Below are 18,996 nucleotides of genomic sequence, written 5' to 3'. Positions count from 1 at the left end.
TTTGATTTTTAAAATAAAATTGCTGTTATAAATCACAATGATTGATTGGATTTATAACAGCAACTTATTAATACGATTATATGGTATTACCACATAAAGAATTTTGGATTGTCAACAAACTGACTGATATCATCATAGTTAATTGCAAGAACAATTAAGTCGACAAGAGGCATCAGACCAAAGAATCCACCACAAGTAAGGATATAACCAACACCAGTCATCACTTTAGTTCCAAGGTAGAAACGGTGAACACCAAGACCTCCTAAAAAGAAGTCAAGAATGATAGCTACAATTGGATCTTTAGCTTTTACAGTTGAATTTAAAGTTGTTGTTGCCATCATATCTGAAGACATGTCGTTTAAATTCATCATGATTGTTGAAGATGCTTGTTCAAACAAAACATCAATCTTTGCATCATTTACATGATAGTTAGCAGCTTTCACATTCGAGAATGTCAGCATTGTGCATACAAATGCAAATACGAATAAAATTTTTTTCATGTGTGTAATTTTAATGTTTAAATCAAATTTAAGTAAAAAAAAGTATTTAACAATTATGCTTATTAAATTTTATTCAAATTTCTAAAATCATCACCTGTAGGATTCTGAAAAACTCTGAGGTTAAATTCTGGAACAATGGCTAATATGTGATCGAATAGATCGGACTGAATGGCTTCGTAATTAGCCCACTCCTGATCGTTTGAGAAGACATAAATCTCGATTGGAAGTCCTTTTTCGGAAGGTTGAAGTTGTCGAACCAAAAAAGTCATGTCGTTGTGAATTTTCGGATGATTTTCAAGATAAGCTTCGACGTATTTTCTGAAGGTTCCAATATTGGTTATGCGTTTTTGATTGATTGGAATTTCATTCTCGGGATTGGCTTGTTTAATTTCTTCTTTCTTCTCTGCGATATAGTCAGAAATCAGTTTTATCTTTTCAGCCATCTCAATTTCTTCATCAGATAGAAAGTGAATCGATTTTACATCAATGTTCAGATGACGTTTGATTCTTCTTCCTCCGGATTCCTCCATCCCTTTCCAGTTGTTGAATGATTCAGAAACCAGTGCGTAAGTTGGAATTGTACTAATGGTTTTATCCCAATTCTGGACTTTTACTGTATTCAGGCTGATATCGATAACCGTTCCATCTGCATTTTTCGAAGGCATACTAATCCAATCACCAATGCTTACCATTTTATTTGCCGAGAGTTGAATGGAAGCTACGAATCCTAATATGGTATCCTTAAATACCAAGATAAGGACTGCTGCAAAGGCGCCCATGGTTCCGAGAATAAAAGTTGGTGTTTTACCTATCAAAATGCCAATTATTGAAATACATCCCATGACATAGAAAAATATCTTAATAATTTGGATATAGCCTTTTATGGGACGGGTTTTGCTTACAGGAAGCGTGTTGTAGATATCGTTAGTTGCACTTAAAAAGGAATCTATTAGCATTAAGGATAAAACAATCATATAAATTTGGGTGGCATGCTGGATAAATAGGCCTGTGGGCTCATGATAAATCAGGCCTGCACTCAAGTTGATAATGATTGCCGGAGCAAAGTGTGATAGTTTATTAAAAACTTTTCTTTCCAATAGGATATCATCCCAATGGGTCTTTGTTTTGCGTACCAGTTTTGTGATAATTGTAACCAAAACTTTTCTTGAAATGACATCTGAGAGCCAAGCCAGAATTAAAACTACAACAACAGCAATGGCGGATTGAAGTAAAACAGCATAATTTTCTGCAATACCGTGGTTGATTAACCAATCTTTTAGGTGGATTCCTAGTAATTCTTTCATGTTTATCGGTCTAAAAACAAGTTGATTTAATCAGATCAATGATAAAACGGATTTATTTGTAATATAAAAACAAAGATATCCAATCAGCTTATTATAATGAAACATATAAGAAATTAGTTCGAAGCTTGATAAATTTGTTTGAATAAATAATTTTTAAGGAGCTGAAAAAGATCATTTATTTAGCCCAATGTTTGACCTATCTTTATACCAACCTTAAATATACAACTATGATACGATTACTAAAATTAACATGCTTGTTGCTAGTTTTTGCGACAAAACTGAGCTTTGCCTCAGTTGATTTTGATACCTACTTTGAAAATAAAACCCTGAGGATTGATTATTTGCTGGGAGGTAATGCCAATGAACAAACGGTTTTTTTGCAGGAAATAAAGAAAGAAGCATACTGGGGTGGTACAACAAAGAACCTTGTCGATAGCTTTAATTATGGCAATTTTCGTTTTAAATTGATTGATAAAGCGTCAGAAACCTTAATTTATTCCAGGGGATTTGGCTCCCTGTTTCAGGAGTGGCAGGCGACTCCTGAAGCTAAAACATTGAACCGATCTTATTATCAGGTAAACGTGATGCCTTTCCCAAAACATAAAGCTCAATTTGTTATTGATTACAGAAACAGAGAAGGTGTTTTTGTGAAACTATTTGAATATGAAATTGATCCGTCTAACTATTTTATTCTCGAAGAGAAGGCGATGGATGTCAAGTACAGTCAGTTAATGGGCGAAGGCGATGCAAGTGTAAGTATTGATGTTGCTTTTATTGCCGAGGGCTATACTCAGGAAGAAATGGGTAAATTTAGAGATGATGTAAAACGAATTGCGGGCTATGTATTGAATGTGGAACCATTTAAATCTTATGCCGATCGCTTTAATATTTATGCCTTGGAATCTGTTTCTGCTGATTCGGGCCCTGACATACCAGGGCAACATATTTATAAGAATACCGTTCTCAATTCAACGTTTTACACTTTTGATTCCGAGCGATATCTAACGACTTCAGATTTAAAAACAATGCATGATATTGCAGCTAATGTTCCTTACGACCACATTTTTGTCTTAATTAATACAGATAAATACGGAGGGGCAGGAATCTATAATTATTACACATCTTGTGCTTCAGATCATAAACTGTCGAGAGAAGTTGCCAGCCATGAATTTGGACATGGCTTTGTTGGTTTAGCTGATGAGTATTATAACGACAGTGTATCGGTTGAAGATTTTTATAACCTGAAGGTTGAGCCTTGGGAACCTAATATTACCACACTTGTCGATTTTGATAGTAAATGGAAATCGATGCTTGAAGAGGGAATTGTGACACCTACTCCCAGAATAGAAAAATATGACGGCAAAGTGGGACTTTTCGAAGGCGGAGGTTATATGAGTAAAGGTATGTATTCCCCTGTTATGGATTGTAAAATGAAAACGAATAATAAGGACGAATTTTGCCCTGTTTGTAAAAAGGCATGCGAAAGAATGATTTACTTTACAATTGGAGAATAGCCCGGTTTTACAGATATAAAAAAATGCACTCTAAATAGGGTGCATTTTTTTAAAAAAGAATTCAGATAGCCTATTCTTTATTCTTTTTAGCTAGGCTATAGAAGGTTAGTAAAGCCAAGCCTCCAAATAAGAAGATCATAGAGAAATAGGAAACTTCTTCACTCATTCTGGTATATTCATCAAGAATGTTTCCAACTAAGATTCCAATGGCTAAACCAATTAATAGAATTCCGTATTTTAAACTTTCCTGGGTTCTATCTTTGGTTGCACTTACCAACAGTTCAGCGCTAAGTCCTTTTTCAATTAAGGCTTTTCTTTCACGATGACGATGTACAAGAAAAATACATAATGGTATAATTCCAAATACAGAAATGATTGCAACTACTCCAGTGATATCCATAATATAAGTTTTAAATTTTAATAATATTTTTTGTTGTAATGAAAGCCTTGTGTTTTTTGCTTTCAACTTTATGACGCTATGTTTAAAAAAAGGGTTACAATTAAAATGAAGTTTTTTATTTTGAGATAATATATCCTTGTAAATCATTATCTTGTATTTTGTTTATTGTATTTATTTCATTTTGTCTGTAACCTATATAAGTTTGATGCGTCTAATTATTAGTAGTTCGAAACAGATGCAACATTTAGGGGCTTCATATAGTCTTTTATATTGTGAAGGGAATGTGGGAAGTAAAACGTTTTTGAACGGGCTTGTAATCCAGTTTTTTTAACATTTAAACATGAAATCGAACAAGGATAGCTATTACATACAGAAAATTAAAAACGGTGATGTAGGGGCATATGCCTACTTGGTTGATCGTCATAAAAAGATGGCCTTTAATATTGCGATGCAAATTATTGGGAATAGGGAGGATGCTGAAGAAATCACTCAGGATTCATTTTTAAAAGCTTATCAGGCTTTAGATAGCTACAAAGGCGAATCTAAATTCTCAACCTGGCTCTATCGAATTATTTACAATGCATCTATATCGAAGATGCGAAAAAAAAAATTAGATCAGATCTCCATTGATGATGATTATAAGGCATCGGTAAATGTGAAATCGACACAATCATCGCTACAAGCTCTAACAAATGAGGAGCAAAAACTCTATATAGGCAGAGCTCTTAATAAAATGACTGGTGATGAAAAGGTAATAATTACTCTCTTTTATTTGGAAGAGAATTCAATTGATGAGGTTAGCGAAGTTACCGGATTGAGTGTAGCAAATGTAAAGGTTAAATTACATCGATCCCGTAAGAAATTATACGATATCTTAGAGCAGTTTTTACAGAGTGAGTTAAAAACGATACTTTAAGTCAAATGAATTTAATAACAGGATAGAAGAAGCTTGCTTTTCTAATTGAGACAAAATTTGGAACAGATGCAAAAGGAAGATAGTTATAGAGACGAATTTATAAAGAAATTACTGAACGGAGTTGAGCTTGAAGAACCATCGGCAGATTTCACAAAGCATGTGATGGATGATGTGATGCAAGATTGGCTGACCAATTCGGTGAGTGTGAAAAAGCGAATGCCAATCAAACGCTTGTTGATGCTAATAGCCTTGCTTGTGTTGATTGTTTTGATACTTTTAGGAACGGATGTTCATAGTATTGTTGCTTCATGGGATCATCCTTTGATTCAGCAGGTGAATGCGATTTTAATTCAGCCCATACACGATTTATTAATCGGGACTGTTGATCGTCTAGCCAGTTTGCCTGCTATTGTTTATATTATCATGATTGCAGGATTATCACTGATTGTCTTCGATAATCTTGTGAAAAAGATGTTACACCAATCTTGATGCTTTAGTTAGGTGTTCAAAAAAAATGCTGTCGGTTTATTCGACAGCATTTTTTTATGTACTATATCTATATCCTAGAATGGAAGATCATCTTCTTCTGGAGCAGGAGGCATATCAGCAGCATTGAATTCAGGCATTTCAGCAGTAGCTGAAGCTTGCATTTTTTCAATTCTCCAGGCTTCAAGATTTGAAAAGTAGTTTACTTTTCCATCTTTTTCCCATTTTCTACCTTTGATATTGAAAGAAACTTTAATGTTTTCGTTAACAGAAACTGTTTCTAATAAATCACAACGATCTTGAGTCAATTGAAATTTGATGAAATCATTCCATTCCGAATTTCTTTCATTTTCAACTTCAATAACAAATTCTCTTTTCTTAAAACGATCGCTTATTTGTTGTGTATCCTCTTTAAGGATGATTTTACCGTTAATTTCGAAGTTCATATAATATCTTTTACTTAGTAAGGATTTACTAAGGTTGGTGACTGTAAATTTCTAAAAAAAGAATTACTCTCTGATGATTACGATTTTCTCGATAACATCACCCATTCTAATCTGATCGATTACTTCAAGACCTTCGAAAACTTTTCCGAAACAAGTGTGCTGACGGTCTAAGTGAGATGTATTCTCTCGGCTGTGACAAATGAAAAATTGAGATCCACCAGTGTTTCTACCTGCGTGTGCCATTGAAAGAACACCTCTGTCGTGGTATTGGTTATCACCGGTTAATTCACATTTGATTGTATGACCTGGTCCACCTGCACCTGTTCCATCAGGACATCCGCCTTGAATTACAAAGTTAGGAATCACACGGTGAAAAGTTAATCCATCGTAAAATCCTTGTTCAGAAAGATTAACAAAATTTTGAACTGTAGTTGGTGCATCTTTTTCGAAGAATTCCACCTTCATTAAACCTTTCTCGGTATGAATTTCTGCTTGTAACATATCTTTGATTTTTATTGATTTCTATTTTTAAAACTGAAGACTGAAAGTACTCATTTTCTTTCAAATAGTCTTTGTATGATGAAAAATAATTCCAATAGAGACTGTTCTATATGTCTTAGTTGTGAATGTAAATTCTTGACAAATAAACACTTGTTGTCTTGATTAGCTATTGAAGTTAATCCCAATACGTACTTTCTATAAGCCTACAAAGCTAAGAAAAGAATTGTTCCCGCAAAAGGAAAAAAAATCCCTTTCCGATATAAATCGAAAAGGGAATATTTTTGTAAAGATCCGTTGAGACGGATTCTTTATGGTCTAATCTTTCTTAAAGATTATTTTTTTGCAGGAGCTTCTTCTTTAACAATATCAAGAAGTTCAACTTCGAAAATTAAAGTTGAGTTTGGTCCGATATTAGCACCGGCACCACGAGCACCATAAGCTAAATCAGAAGGAATATAAAGTTCCCATTTAGACCCAACAGGCATCAATTGTAATGCTTCAGTCCATCCTTTAATAACACGAGTTGGTAAGAATGTAGCAGGCTCGTTACGCTTGTATGATGAATCAAATTCTTTACCATCAATAGTTGTTCCACGGTAGTGAACTTTTACTTGTTGATCTTTAGTTGGGATTTCACCTTTACCTTCAGTAAGAACTTTGTATTGAAGTCCGCTTTCAGTTGTTACAACACCTTCTTTAGCTTTGTTTTCTTCAAGAAATTTCTCTCCAACAGCTTTGTTTTCTTCAGCAGCTTTGGTTTTAAGTTCTTTGATGAATTTGTTGATAATGGCACCACCTGCACGAGGTTCGATTCTTAAATCTTCTTGAGCCAAAGCAGCATTTAAACCTGCCAAAAGAGCATCCTGATTAATTTCGTTTAGGCTGTTTTGCAATAAGTTTCCACCGAAACTAGCACCGATGCTATAGCTTACAGAATCAATAGTTGAGTTCAATGCCATTTTAGTGTCTACTTTCTTATCGCATGAGCTAAATGCGAACACGCCTAGTCCTAATGCTAGTGTTAATGCTTTTAATTTCATTGTTCTGATTATTAAGTTTATTTGTAATTAATTATACAATTTCTAATAACTCTACGTCAAATATTAAAGTCGTGTGAGGACCGATTAAGTTACCAGCTCCTTGTGCACCATATGCCAGATTCGATGGAACAAACAGTTTCCATTTTGATCCCATAGGCATTAATTGAAGCGCTTCCACCCATCCCGCGATTACACCGTTTACAGGGAATACAGCAGGTTCACCACGATTTACAGAGCTGTCAAAAACAGTTCCGTTAATCAATGTACCATGGTAGTGACATTTAACGCTATCTGTTGCTTTTGGAATTTCACCATTACCTTCGGTTATGATTTGGTATTGAAGACCGCTTTCAAGTTCAATCACACCTTGATTTTTCTTATTCTCTTCAAGAAATTTTTGTCCTTCACCAATGGCCTGACTTGCTTGCTCTTCTTGCATTTTAGTGAAAAATTCCTGTAAAATTCCGTTAGCTTCTTCTGGAGAAACTTCAGGCATCTTACCGTTAAATGCTGCATCAAGAGCTTCTAGAAATGGTTCTGTGCTTAAGGTTTTAACGCCTGATGTAATTAAATTGCTTGCAATACTTAAACCAAGGCAATAACTTACCTTATCTTGTTCTTCTGTATATTTCATTTATTTCAAATTATTTATCCCAAAAATGAGTTTGAAATTTCAAGATGCAGATTCTAAAACACTTGCAATTGAAATTGATCTTCATTTAAACTGAGATATATCAGTAATCAGTTATTTTATTGTTTTTCAGTGAATTATGTTCTTTTGAAAAAATAAAGCCCTAAGTTAATAGTTTTCTATAAGAATGCTAGGAAAGGGATTACTTTTTAAGATTTTTTTAAATTTCTTCACTTTGATCGTCGAAATTGAAATCCTCAATTTTCGTCGCTCTAAGAATGTGATGTTTGCCTGGAGGACCTGCTAGTCTTTTAACCTCAAACCCAGACGAACGTAGGGCTCTCTTTACACTTCCTTTTGAGCAATAAGTAACTAGAATAGCGCCAGTATTCGAACAAGCATATAATTTTCTGAAGATTTCTTCGCTCCATAATTCGGGTTGAATATCGGGAGCAAAGGCATCAAAATAAATGAGATCATATTTGTCCTTGAAGTTGATCTTTTTTAAATCGCCCTCTATTTTTTTTAGACTGAAGTTGTCAGATACTTTACACATTTGATTCCATTTAACCTCATGTAATTTGTTAAATAATCCGGTGTTTTTAAAATCAATTTGCTGGGGATAATTCAGCACTTTGAGTTGATCTTCCTCTACGGGATATCGTTCGATGCTGTGATATTCAATCAATCTTTTATTAGTCTCAGCTTCAACAAGACTTAGGTAGGCATTTAGTCCGGTTCCAAAACCAATTTCTAAAATACGTATTGGGTTTTTATCAGTAAATCGCAAACCTGTATTTATGTATACATGTATGGCTTCTTGAATAGCACCATGTGTCGAATGATAATGTTCGTTGAGTTCCGGAATAAATATGGTGTGAGACCCATCTTCGGTTAATTTTATTTCTCTTTTTAGCATGGTGATAATTAAAAATAGATCAGATTCAATTTTATTGTTCAGATTCTTCTTCAGTATTAATTTGTGAAACGATTACGGCTTGTTGACGGAGTCTGTTAGGTAAAAGGCTAATCCATTTTTTCTGAAAGGGTAATTCATGATCATTCTCCGGATGACGCAGCAGCATGATAATAAATCCTAAGAACAAGAAACTGCCTTTGAGTATGCTTGATAGGGTTAGTCCCCACCATACTGCAGTGACTGGTACGGAGTCATGGCTAAGATATTCCTGAAAAAGAGGTAAAATATCAACAAGGCTGTAAGCAAAAATAAATGCAAATGGGATACGTAATAGATTTCCAATTATTCCAATAATGCTTGGTGGCATGGCTTTGCCAATACCATTAAAAGCACCCGTTGCAGTAATTTCAACACACATAAAAACCTGTGAATAGCTGAGAATGATTAAATAAACAATACCCATTTTCAGAACAGCAGGTTCGTTTTGTTTTATAAAAAGGCTGAAGACTTCGGCTCCAAAGAAATAAAATAAAGCAGTACTGATTAAGCCCAAAACTGAAGCGATACCTAAAGTGACAAAGAACCCTTTCTGGATTCTGTCCCAACGTTTGGCGCCATAATTTTGTCCTGTAAATGTTCCCAGTGCTGACGAAAAACCTAAGGCTGTCATCCAGGAAAGAGCTTCAACTTGCGAGCCTATGGATTGTACGGATAAGGGCATGCTGTTTCCTTGTGCAATATCGTTCATGACTCGGGCAAGAACGATGGCTAATAAGGCAAAACATGCGGATTGTAAAGTAACCGGTCCACCAATTTTAACGATTGGTTTTAAGAATTGTTTTTGTAATTTGCCCAAATAGTGTTTGGTTGAAAGTGGCTGATATTTCCCTTTTAATAGGAAGATAAATATCCCGAATACCAAAAGCTGAGAACTAACAGTCGCAATTGCCGCTCCTTCAGCACCCATAGCGGGAATCGCCCCCCATCCGAAAATCAGAATTGGATCGATAATTATATTAACAATAAGACCAATTGCATTTACGAAGAAAGGAGTTTTGGTTTTACCTGTTCCATTATAAATACCAGATAATGTAATATTGGAATATGTGAAAGGCATACCAATAGCTACAATTCTTAAATATATAAATGCGGTTTGGTTTACAAAATCACTCTCAATCTGAAACAGACTTATAATTGTTCCTGTAAATAGCCATACGAGTATTGCAAAACCAATGGAAAGTATAAATGAAAGACCCAAAGCATTTCGGGTGAAGGCTGTGGCTTCATTCATATTTTTACGCCCGATAGATTGTGAAATGCAAACTTCGGCACCAATTTTAGGAATATACATTAGCGAAGATCCCAGCCATACGAGATAACTAGCCATCCCCACAGCTCCAACAGTTTCGCTACCCACATTTCCCAACCAGGCCATATCGATCATATTGTAGGCCATTTGTACGAAAGAAGTGGCTATAATAGGAATAGCAAGTTTGAGTATCTGAGAGAATATATTTCCTGAAGTAAGATCTTTTATATGTGACACAGATTTGACTTTAAACTGATTGAAATATAAATGTAAACTTATGACGCTTGCCTTTGTATAAAAGCTTGTAAAAATAATGTCATGCAAAATTAAGAAATACAAGTAATAATATTGAAAATAGCTCGATTAATTCAGATCTTGTAGCCATTATGAGTGAAGAAATAATCAGGAAAATAATTCATATTGATATGGATGCTTTTTTTGCTTCGGTTGAGCAGAAAGATAATCCTGAGCTTAAAGGTAAAGCAGTGGCTGTTGGCGGAGGAGGAGACAGAGGTGTTGTTGCAGCGGCTAGTTATGAAGCCAGAAAGTTTGGGGTGCGATCGGCTATGCCATCTAAAACAGCATTGAAACGCTGCCCGCATCTTATTTTTGTAAAACCTCGCCATTCGCGATATAAGCAGGTATCGAATCAGATTATGTCTATTTTTCATGAATTCACTGATTTGGTTGAACCTCTTTCGATAGATGAGGCTTTTCTCGATGTGAGTCAGAATAAGAAAGGTTTACCTTCTGCTACAGCCATAGCTGAAGAAATCAAGCGAAGAATAAAAGAGGAAACGGGTTTGACGGCTTCGGCAGGTATTTCGGTAAATAAGTTTTTGGCTAAAATTGCATCTGATTATCAAAAACCAGATGGTTTATTTGTGATTAAACCTAAAATGGTAGCGTCGTTTATTGAGAAATTGAGCATTGAGAAGTTTTATGGAGTCGGGAAGGTGACAACGGAAAAAATGCATCAGATTGGCATTTTTCATGGGAAAGATTTAAAGAAACGTTCATTATTGGAACTGACTCGTTTGTTTGGAAAGAATGGAGCTTACTACTATAATATTGCCCGTGGAATTGACGATAGAGAAGTGAATCCGAATCGGGTTAGGAAATCGGTGAGTACTGAAAATACCTTTCTCGATGATATTAAAAGTAAAGAGGAACTTAAAAAAAGGTTGGAAGAGGCCAGTTTGGATCTTCATAAACGTTTGAAAAGGACCAAGTTTAAGGGGCGAACCATTAGTTTGAAAATTAAGTATAGTAATTTCGATCAGATAACCCGTTCTCGAACAGTTTTGCATGAAATAACCGATTATCGTGAGATTTTAGATTTATCAAATAAGTTGCTTGATCAGCTTGAATTGACTGATAGTGTCCGCTTGCTTGGAATTGGGATTTCAAATCAAATGAAATCCAACGAAGTGATTCAATTGACCTTTGATTTTTAGTTTAATGAATTATGTATTCATAGTCATTCATTCAGAATGATTTTTCTATTTTTGCATCTCATTAAAAGATTTAAGGATGTTAAAACACCTAAGTTATTTGTTGTGGGCGACTTGCTTAATTTTTGTAGTTGCCTGTGCGCCTCAATCTCAGCATGAAGCTGGGGTTTTTGATTCTAATTTTAGTATTGATTCTTGTTTGGATCAGCAAGCTTTAAAGGATACGGCTTTCATTAATATGATCAGTTTGTACAAAACCGGGATTGATTCTCAGATGAACCAAATCGTATCGGTAAGTTCTGAAGCCTTAATGTCGGGTAAACCAGAGTCCTTGTTGAGCAATTATATTGCTGATGCAATGCTCGAAATTGGCAATCAGTATTGTCTTGAGAATCATCTTGCTCATGGTGTTGATTTATCGATTATTAATAATGGCGGTTTGCGAACCAGCCTTCCGAAAGGTGCCATCACCACTGGGAAATTGTTTGAACTTTTACCTTTTGAAAACAAACTTGTAATCATTGGGATGAAGGGAGCAGATTTGAAAAATGTTTTGAGATATTTGGCTGCTAAAAAAGGTGAAGGGGTTTCTGGAATTAAGATGGGAATAAAAGACGGGAAAGCTGTTGATGTTAAAATTGGCGGTGAAAAACTGGATATAAATAAGGTCTACCATATCATAAGTATCGATTATTTGGTAAATGGAGGAGATGGGATGAATTCTTTTGAAAAGCGGGAGAATTTTCGTCACATGCACATGAAATTGCGTGAAGCGATTATAGCACATGCCAAAACTTTGTATCAGTCAGGAATTGGAATTAAGTCTGAGTTAGATGGGAGGATTTACTATGAGCAATAGAAGAGATTTTTTTAAAAAGTTGGGGATGGGAAGCCTTTTCTTAGGTTTAGGTGGCTATTCATTCAGCTCGAAAGCAGCAAAGAACAAGTTGACAAAAATAACATTGTTACATACCAATGATATGCATTCTCATATCGATCCTTTTCCGGAATCAGATCCCAAATATCCCGGTTTAGGTGGTTTTGCTCGAATAAATGCGCTGGTTAAAAAAATAAGAAGGGAAGAAGAATATACTCTATTGCTTGATTGTGGGGATATTTATCAGGGGACACCTTATTTCAATTTCTTTAAAGGTGAAGCTGAGTTGAAACTGATGTCTAAGATGGGCTATGATGCGGGAACAATCGGAAATCATGAATTTGATAATGGTCTGCTTGGAATTTCATCTCAGATGAAACATATGAACTTCCCATTTATAAACTCAAATTACGATTTTACGGGGACAGTCTTAGAAGGCAAGATAAATCCGTATAAAATTTTCTTCAAAGACAATATCAAGATTGGTATTTTTGGCTTAGGTGTAGAGCTGGAAGGACTTGTTGCAAGTAAAAATTGTGAGGGGGTTGAATATAATGACCCAATTTATGTGGCAGAAAAAATGGTTGCCCTTTTAAAGGATGATGAGAAGTGTGATCTTGTTATTTGTTTGTCTCACTTGGGGTACAGTAGCGATACTGATGACATGTGCGATATAAAGTTGGCCAAAAGTACTTCTGGTATTGATGTCATTTTAGGAGGACATTCGCACACCTTATTGGAAACAGCGACTCGTGTTCGGAATTTGGATGACAAAGAGGTAGTTATCAATCAGGTTGGATGGGCCGGTATTGCTCTTGGCCGAATTGATTTTTATATAGATAAAAATGAGGGAATTAAGCTTGCGAGTTCAAGTTTGCATTCCATTGATAAAAGATTGGAAGCTTAATATTTGTATGTGATTCTGATTCTGAATCAAAATTTAAAGAATATGAAGAACCTTTTTAAGAAGCTTGATAAGTCCAATTTACCTTATGTGGAAGGTATGCTTTCAATTATTGCTAATATTTTATTGTTTGCACTTAAATATTGGGCAGGAATTGTTACGGGATCTATAGCTATTATGGCTGATGCCTGGCATACTTTGTCAGACAGTTTGAGCTCGGTTATTGTATTACTGGGTGCCAAATTTTCAAAAAAACCTGCTGATAAAGAGCATCCATTTGGTCATGGTCGTGCTGATTTAATAGCAGCTTTTGTCATTGGAATTATGCTGCTACTTGTGGCTTTCGATTTTGTTTTGCAATCCTACGATACGCTTAAAAATGGTGAAGGTTCCATGTTTGGGCCTTTGGCAATCTATGTGATGATTGCCTCAGTGATTTTAAAAGAATTGCTGGCTCAGTTTGCTTTTTGGGGAGCCAGAAAAGCTGAATCAAAAGTTTTAAAGGCTGATGCCTGGCATCATAGGAGTGATGCGATTTCTTCATTAATTATTTTGATCGGTATCTTTTTAGGGAAGTATTTTTGGTGGCTCGATGGTGCTTTAGGACTTGTAGTTGCTTTGTTGATTGGTTATGCAGCCTACGAAATTATTCGCGATTCAATTTACACGCTCTTAGGTGAGAGCCCCTCAGCTGAAATCATCGAAAAATTGAAACGAACCTGTGAGCGTTGTTATCCTGAAAATTTACATCCGCATCATTTCCATGTCCATTCTTATGGCGATCATAATGAGATCACATTCCATATTTGTTTGCCTCCTGAAATGTCAATTCGAGAGGCACATGAAATTGTCGATTATATCGAAAATCAAATCACTGAGGAATATGCTTATTCAGTAACGCTTCATATTGATCCTCTTGATGAAGTGGAAATTGAAGGTTTTGATAGTAATGAAATTGTTTAAGCTTTAGCGACTTTATTTTCCCGGGCAAAGAAAACGGCAATTATTGCACCTCCAATAACGCATACGGCACCAATCATAGAAATTGGATCTAGATTTTCAGTCTTGATCCAATCCACTTGAAGACCGGAAAGGACTGCCATGGTAATGAGCGTTATAATTGGATTTAAAGTGACGATGATACTTACCTTATAGGCCTCAGTATATTTAAAAGCGAAAGCTAGAGCACCATAGGCAATAAGGGTATTTAGGCCAAGGAAAATGACAATCAACCAAATGGGGAAGCTTAAATTTGCAAAAGCTGGAAAATCAACTGTAGGGGTGTAAAGCAAAGCAGGTAAGCCATAAAGGAACATATTCAGCGTTTGGGCAGGATGTTTTTGCACCAATTTCTTTTGAAGTGCAGCGTACAAAACCCAGGCAACAGCACCAATTTCAATCCACAAAAAACCTTTATTAAAGGCTTCAGGATCGTTAAGAAATCCTTGTAACTGATTCTGATAAAATAGAATTAGACCAATGCCGGCAATAGCAAATCCACCAATCTGTTTGTTGTTTAGTCTTTCTTTATAAACGACGAAACCAACTAAAGCTAATAGGATGGGTCCTGTTTGGATAATGATTTGCGCATTACTGGGACTCGTATAGTTAACCCCTTGGAGGAAACCCATATAGTTTAATCCCAATCCTAATGCAGCAATCACAAGTAGAACCGGAGGACGCTTAAATATCTGAAGCTGTTTTCTATCCATTATTAAGAAGTAAATAAATAGAATAGAAGCTGCAAAAGTAAATCGAAACCAAACAATAGAACTTGGTTCAAGATATTTCAGTGAGACTTTCAGGAAAATAGGCAAAAAGCCCCAAAGAAAAGCCGTTAGGCAAGCAAATAAAACCCCTTTAAGATTTGTTGATATTCCTGAGTTTCCCATTTTGGTTGGATTAAATTATTTAGAATGAGTTTAAGCAGGACGAAAGTAAACTATTTTTTTAGAATAATAGATGCATGGGGATATGATTTTAATCTTGTTTTCAATAAAATATCTCTTTGTCTTAGGTTCTGATTGTGAGATTTTTAATCTTTGTTTTGAACGGATGGTAAGTCGAAACAAACATAACCTAAGGCTTTCCAAACTTCCAAAACCTGATTTAATCCGATTTCAAATGTAGAATATTCCGGATTGTCTGAGTGAAGGATAAACTGATTGTTATCCAAATCCTTCTGAATACGCTTATATACAATTCCATCTTCAGTGCTAACAACAACATGACAGGAACCATTACGGATCAGTTCCCAATCTTGTACGTATTCGCAGATGATATAGGCTCCGCCAGGAATGGGTAACATACTTTCACCTTCAATTTGGAAAGCACGGTAGCTTTTGTTTTCTGACAGTTCAGCAAAAGGCATTCTGAAATTTGGAAGTTCACTGATAAATTCGGTATCTGAATAGCCATTTAAATAACCCGCTGCTGCCTTAACAGGAACAAGGGTAATCATCTCTTCATTTTGATCATCCACAACAATAGGGAGAATTCTTAATTTATCACCTTTGGTATCCTGCAGTTTTTCTTTATCCTGAGCGCTAATATCGGTTAGAACAAGTTCATCCAAACCTCGATTGAAGAAGTTCGTGAATTTAAGAAGTGTGTCGAGTTTTGGTGTCGATCTCTTTTTCTCGTAAGCGGATATGGATGAAGCACCAATACCTATTTTAAAAGAAAGTTTTGTTTGTGATAATCGTTTTCTTAAGCGGAGGTATTTTAAATTCTGTGCGAGATATTGCATATTAATTCGTTCTGATAGGGATGATAAACTAAAAATTCGTGCAAAAGTAAAGAATACTTGTTGATATTGGCTTTGAATTCTTGTATTTTGGTGATTACAAAATAAAAAAAACACTTATGATGACAAGTATACAAGTTAGATCACCTTTCAATGGTCGATTGCTACAGGAAATTCCCCTAATGGATAGTCAACAGGTTGAAGAAAAAATGGCTAATGCTTATGCGTTGTTTCAGGATCGTTCGCGATGGCTGAAACCCTATGAGCGAATTGAAATTCTGGAAAGAACAAAAAAAATGATGGAAGCCAGAGTTGAAGACCTGACTAAAATTGCGGCATTAGAGGGTGGAAAACCATATCAGGATAGTAAGGTAGAAGTGCTCCGTGCAATTAATGGGGTTCAATTAGCTATAGAATATATTGGTCAGATAAGAGGCGAGCAAATTCCTATGGGAATGACAGCAGCGTCGCTTAACCGATTAGCCTTTACGATGCCCGAACCCATTGGAGTTGTGCTAAGCATATCGGCCTTTAATCATCCCTTAAATCTTGCTGTTCATCAGATTATTCCGGCTTTTGCAGTTGGATGTCCTGTTATTATAAAGCCTGCAAGCAGCACGCCTTTGTCTGCTATCGAGTTGGTTAAAATGATGAAAGAAGCGGGTTTGCCTGCAGATTGGGTAGAGGTGGTGATTTGTAATCGTGAAAATGCGGAATTGATGGTAAAGGACAAGCGTGTGAACTATTTCTCTTTTATTGGTTCGGCAGAAGTGGGCTGGTCATTACGATCGAAGTTGGCACCGGGAACACATTGTGCCATGGAACACGGTGGTTCCGCTCCGGTAATTGTTCAAGCCGATACGGATATTGATGAAGCTGTGTCTTTGTTGGGTAAGGGAGCATTTTATCATGCAGGTCAGGTATGTGTATCTGTTCAAAGAATATATGTACACAAGTCTATTGTGGATGAGTTTAGTGAGAAACTAGTTGCTTATGCTAAAGCGGTAAAGGTTGGCGATCCTTTGGATCCGTTTACCGAAGTGGGACCGTTAATTGATTCTTATGAACAGGAGCGAGTTCATAAATGGGTGACCGAAGCTGTAGAAGAAGGTGCTGAATTATTGTGCGGGGGGCATAAGTGTATGGAAACTTGTTACCTGCCAACTGTCTTGTTAAATCCTTCTGAGGAGTCAAAAGTTTCAAAATTTGAAGTGTTTGGGCCTATTGTCTGTTTATATACCTACAGTAAGTTGCAGGAAGCTATTGATCGCAGTAATTCATTGGATTTGGCCTTTCAAGCTTCGATATTTACCAGGGATATGGATAAGGCTTTGGATGTCGTTAATCAACTGAATGCTTCGGCAGTTATGGTGAACGATCATACCGCTTTTCGTGTGGATTGGATGCCGTTTGGTGGCAGGGATGCATCAGGAATCGGTGTAGGAGGTATTCCCTATTCAATGAAAGAAATGACGCGTGATAAATTAATGGTCATCCGGTCAAAATCGATTTAGATGATACAAAAATGAGGCTGCCTTGCTGGACAGCCTCTTTTGTTTTTTGAGTTTGTATTATTCCATATGTTTGAGGTTGACTGCATAAAGAATGATGAACAGAATTGTTATAACTCCTCCCATTGCAAGTGTCATCATACCAACTTCCATACCAATAAAATAGATGGGAACCAGCATCCAAAATAAGTTTGCAACAGCGTATAGATAAAACCCATTCTTTTTAAGTTTGAACATTAAGAAAACGCCTAATAAGCTTAACAAGGCAAATAGAACGTTAGTTGCAGTCATAGGACCTAAATTCTCTGCCGTTTTTTCAAGAACTAAAAGGCCATTTTGAGCTGTTTCATAGAAAAAACCAGAGTCCATTCCTGCATCTTCAAGTTTTTGAATCCCTTCTTCAATTTGAGCTACCTTTTCAGGGTATGTTTTGTCAAAAGTAACGTATTGGTAAAGAGGTTGAAGTATTCCAAATCCACCGCTACCAATTAATGATAATATACATAGTACAGTTATAAATGTAGGTCTTTTTTTAGGTAATACTACCTGAGAAACATTGTCTTCCATTGTTTTTTTAATTATGTGTTAGTATAGATTTAAAATAGTATTATATGTGAGAATAAAATTTTATTAGGACATGTGTTTTAAATTGATAGCATATAGTGCAATGAATAAAGCCGAGAAAAAGCCTGAAAATAAAAGGGCCATGCTGACAAACAGATTCCATCCAATAAAAACAGGGGCTACAAACAGAAATCCTACCTGAGCAGCAGTGTAGAGGTAAAAACCGATTCTTTTCATTTTAAACATCATAATTGCACCTGTTAAACTTAAAGCAAATAATATGAATTTGGAAAGTGTGATGGCTAAAAAGTTATCAAAGACTATTTGTGCCATGTCAAGAGCTTGTTTAACGATTAATGCACCGGCATCGTTGCCTAAATGATTATATGCATCATCCAGCATACAGGGTTGAAACAGATCTATAAAAGGAGCAAAAAACATGGCTACCAGATTACCTAAAACACCTATACCACTACCTATAAATGTCAATATGCAAAGTACAGTGAGTAGGGTTGGACGAGGATTTGGATGAACAGAAATTGTTTCCATATCATAGATTTTTGGTTTGTGATAATATTTCGGAATTCTTTTTCATTTGAAATTGATAATAAATGTACTAAAAAGACTGCAATTCCATACATAAAAATAAGCTTGATGTTATTATTAGTATTGTGAATAGTGAAATGGTTACAATAATTTTTATTAAAACTGATTTATTTTATAACCGGAGGAATGCTTGTTCATGTTAAATTGTTTTAGACTTCTGTTTATTAGGGATTTAAAACAATCTTTAAAAGCTATTGTAAAAAAGGTCTCAAATGTTTTTTTAATAGGGCTAAATGTCTATTTTTGGAAAAATGAATACGGGTAGGAATCGACCTTCTTTTTAGGGAATTACAACTTGTAATTCAGTAGGTTGTAGTTGATTTATTGGGCTTGTAATCGAATTGAATTGGGTTATGCTTTTAGTGAGA

Annotated in this window: 21 protein-coding genes; 8 read left to right on the top strand and 13 right to left on the bottom strand. The window is 35.7% G+C overall.

Annotation, left to right across the window (positions count from 1 at the left end; translation table 11 throughout):
• Positions 1–86: 86 nt before the first annotated feature.
• Both EO244_RS01160 and EO244_RS01155 read right to left on the bottom strand, forming a co-directional pair.
• The gene (locus EO244_RS01160; protein WP_129252124.1) at positions 87–500 is read right to left on the bottom strand and encodes a TM2 domain-containing protein; all 414 of its coding nucleotides are present in this window, start codon (positions 498–500) and stop codon (positions 87–89) included.
• A gap of 62 nt (positions 501–562) precedes the next feature.
• Positions 563–1,804, bottom strand: a complete 1,242-nt coding sequence (locus tag EO244_RS01155; protein ID WP_129252122.1) for a mechanosensitive ion channel family protein — start codon at positions 1,802–1,804, stop codon at positions 563–565.
• 227 nt (positions 1,805–2,031) lie between these two features.
• Here EO244_RS01155 and EO244_RS01150 point away from each other — a divergent pair, with 227 nt between their 5' ends.
• Positions 2,032–3,318 carry a M64 family metallopeptidase gene (locus EO244_RS01150; protein WP_129252120.1) on the top strand — a complete coding sequence of 429 codons (1,287 nt, stop codon included), beginning with the start codon at positions 2,032–2,034 and terminating at the stop codon, positions 3,316–3,318.
• A 70-nt stretch (positions 3,319–3,388) separates the two neighbouring features.
• On the opposite strand, the gene EO244_RS01145 is transcribed toward EO244_RS01150, so the two are convergent.
• A complete protein-coding gene (locus tag EO244_RS01145) occupies positions 3,389–3,718 on the bottom strand; it encodes a DUF6249 domain-containing protein (RefSeq protein WP_206734438.1) in 330 nt (109 codons plus the stop codon).
• 340 nt (positions 3,719–4,058) lie between these two features.
• Between EO244_RS01145 and EO244_RS01140 the strand changes: the two genes are divergently transcribed.
• Positions 4,059–4,634 carry an RNA polymerase sigma factor gene (locus EO244_RS01140; protein WP_129252118.1) on the top strand — a complete coding sequence of 192 codons (576 nt, stop codon included), beginning with the start codon at positions 4,059–4,061 and terminating at the stop codon, positions 4,632–4,634.
• A 66-nt stretch (positions 4,635–4,700) separates the two neighbouring features.
• Entirely contained in the window at positions 4,701–5,123 is a 423-nt protein-coding gene (locus EO244_RS01135; RefSeq protein ID WP_129252116.1) for a hypothetical protein, read from the top strand.
• Positions 5,124–5,197: 74 nt separating this feature from the next.
• On the opposite strand, the gene EO244_RS01130 is transcribed toward EO244_RS01135, so the two are convergent.
• The 6 genes from EO244_RS01130 to EO244_RS01105 form a co-directional block, all read right to left on the bottom strand.
• Positions 5,198–5,566: a DUF3127 domain-containing protein gene (locus EO244_RS01130; RefSeq protein WP_129252114.1), complete on the bottom strand. Its 369-nt coding sequence runs from the start codon at positions 5,564–5,566 to the stop codon at positions 5,198–5,200.
• A 63-nt stretch (positions 5,567–5,629) separates the two neighbouring features.
• Positions 5,630–6,067 (bottom strand): peptidylprolyl isomerase, encoded by a 438-nt coding sequence (locus tag EO244_RS01125; protein ID WP_129252112.1) that lies wholly within the window; start codon positions 6,065–6,067, stop codon positions 5,630–5,632.
• Positions 6,068–6,399: 332 nt separating this feature from the next.
• Complete coding sequence (locus tag EO244_RS01120; RefSeq protein WP_129252110.1) at positions 6,400–7,107, bottom strand: FKBP-type peptidyl-prolyl cis-trans isomerase; 708 nt, start codon at positions 7,105–7,107, stop codon at positions 6,400–6,402.
• 31 nt (positions 7,108–7,138) lie between these two features.
• Positions 7,139–7,741 (bottom strand): FKBP-type peptidyl-prolyl cis-trans isomerase, encoded by a 603-nt coding sequence (locus EO244_RS01115; protein WP_129252108.1) that lies wholly within the window; start codon positions 7,739–7,741, stop codon positions 7,139–7,141.
• 217 nt (positions 7,742–7,958) lie between these two features.
• A complete protein-coding gene (gene mnmD / locus EO244_RS01110; RefSeq protein ID WP_129252106.1) occupies positions 7,959–8,657 on the bottom strand; it encodes a tRNA (5-methylaminomethyl-2-thiouridine)(34)-methyltransferase MnmD in 699 nt (232 codons plus the stop codon).
• Positions 8,658–8,688: 31 nt separating this feature from the next.
• Positions 8,689–10,203, bottom strand: a complete 1,515-nt coding sequence (locus EO244_RS01105; protein WP_164977381.1) for an MATE family efflux transporter — start codon at positions 10,201–10,203, stop codon at positions 8,689–8,691.
• A 149-nt stretch (positions 10,204–10,352) separates the two neighbouring features.
• Between EO244_RS01105 and dinB the strand changes: the two genes are divergently transcribed.
• The 4 genes from dinB to EO244_RS01085 all read left to right on the top strand — a co-directional run bounded on the left by dinB (position 10,353) and on the right by EO244_RS01085 (position 14,164).
• Positions 10,353–11,423, top strand: coding sequence for a DNA polymerase IV (gene dinB / locus EO244_RS01100; RefSeq protein WP_129252103.1), 1,071 nt, complete (start codon positions 10,353–10,355; stop codon positions 11,421–11,423).
• A gap of 76 nt (positions 11,424–11,499) precedes the next feature.
• Complete coding sequence (locus tag EO244_RS01095; protein ID WP_129252100.1) at positions 11,500–12,279, top strand: 5'-nucleotidase C-terminal domain-containing protein; 780 nt, start codon at positions 11,500–11,502, stop codon at positions 12,277–12,279.
• A complete protein-coding gene (locus EO244_RS01090; protein ID WP_129252098.1) occupies positions 12,269–13,204 on the top strand; it encodes a bifunctional metallophosphatase/5'-nucleotidase in 936 nt (311 codons plus the stop codon). The genes EO244_RS01095 and EO244_RS01090 overlap by 11 nt, the downstream gene beginning before the upstream one ends.
• A 42-nt stretch (positions 13,205–13,246) precedes the next feature.
• The gene (locus EO244_RS01085) at positions 13,247–14,164 is read left to right on the top strand and encodes a cation diffusion facilitator family transporter (protein ID WP_129252096.1); all 918 of its coding nucleotides are present in this window, start codon (positions 13,247–13,249) and stop codon (positions 14,162–14,164) included.
• On the opposite strand, the gene EO244_RS01080 is transcribed toward EO244_RS01085, so the two are convergent.
• Positions 14,161–15,093 (bottom strand): DMT family transporter, encoded by a 933-nt coding sequence (locus EO244_RS01080; RefSeq protein ID WP_129252094.1) that lies wholly within the window; start codon positions 15,091–15,093, stop codon positions 14,161–14,163. The two genes, EO244_RS01085 and EO244_RS01080, sit on opposite strands and share 4 nt — an antisense overlap.
• Positions 15,094–15,236: 143 nt before the next feature.
• Positions 15,237–15,950 (bottom strand): XRE family transcriptional regulator, encoded by a 714-nt coding sequence (locus EO244_RS01075; RefSeq protein WP_129252092.1) that lies wholly within the window; start codon positions 15,948–15,950, stop codon positions 15,237–15,239.
• A 116-nt stretch (positions 15,951–16,066) separates the two neighbouring features.
• Here EO244_RS01075 and EO244_RS01070 point away from each other — a divergent pair, with 116 nt between their 5' ends.
• Complete coding sequence (locus tag EO244_RS01070; RefSeq protein ID WP_206734437.1) at positions 16,067–17,461, top strand: aldehyde dehydrogenase family protein; 1,395 nt, start codon at positions 16,067–16,069, stop codon at positions 17,459–17,461.
• Between the two features lie 57 nt (positions 17,462–17,518).
• Here EO244_RS01070 and EO244_RS01065 read toward each other — a convergent pair whose 3' ends face one another.
• Both EO244_RS01065 and EO244_RS01060 read right to left on the bottom strand, forming a co-directional pair.
• A complete protein-coding gene (locus tag EO244_RS01065; RefSeq protein WP_129252091.1) occupies positions 17,519–18,025 on the bottom strand; it encodes a hypothetical protein in 507 nt (168 codons plus the stop codon).
• A gap of 63 nt (positions 18,026–18,088) precedes the next feature.
• A complete protein-coding gene (locus tag EO244_RS01060; RefSeq protein ID WP_129252089.1) occupies positions 18,089–18,571 on the bottom strand; it encodes a hypothetical protein in 483 nt (160 codons plus the stop codon).
• Positions 18,572–18,996: the final 425 nt, after the last annotated feature.

The sequence above is a fragment of the Ancylomarina salipaludis genome, assembly GCF_004122035.1.
In the GTDB taxonomy this organism is placed as follows: Bacteria; Bacteroidota; Bacteroidia; order Bacteroidales; family Marinifilaceae; genus Ancylomarina; species Ancylomarina salipaludis.
The sequence above is the reverse complement of the archived record's forward strand: the minus strand, read 5'-3'. Positions and strand labels throughout refer to the sequence as shown.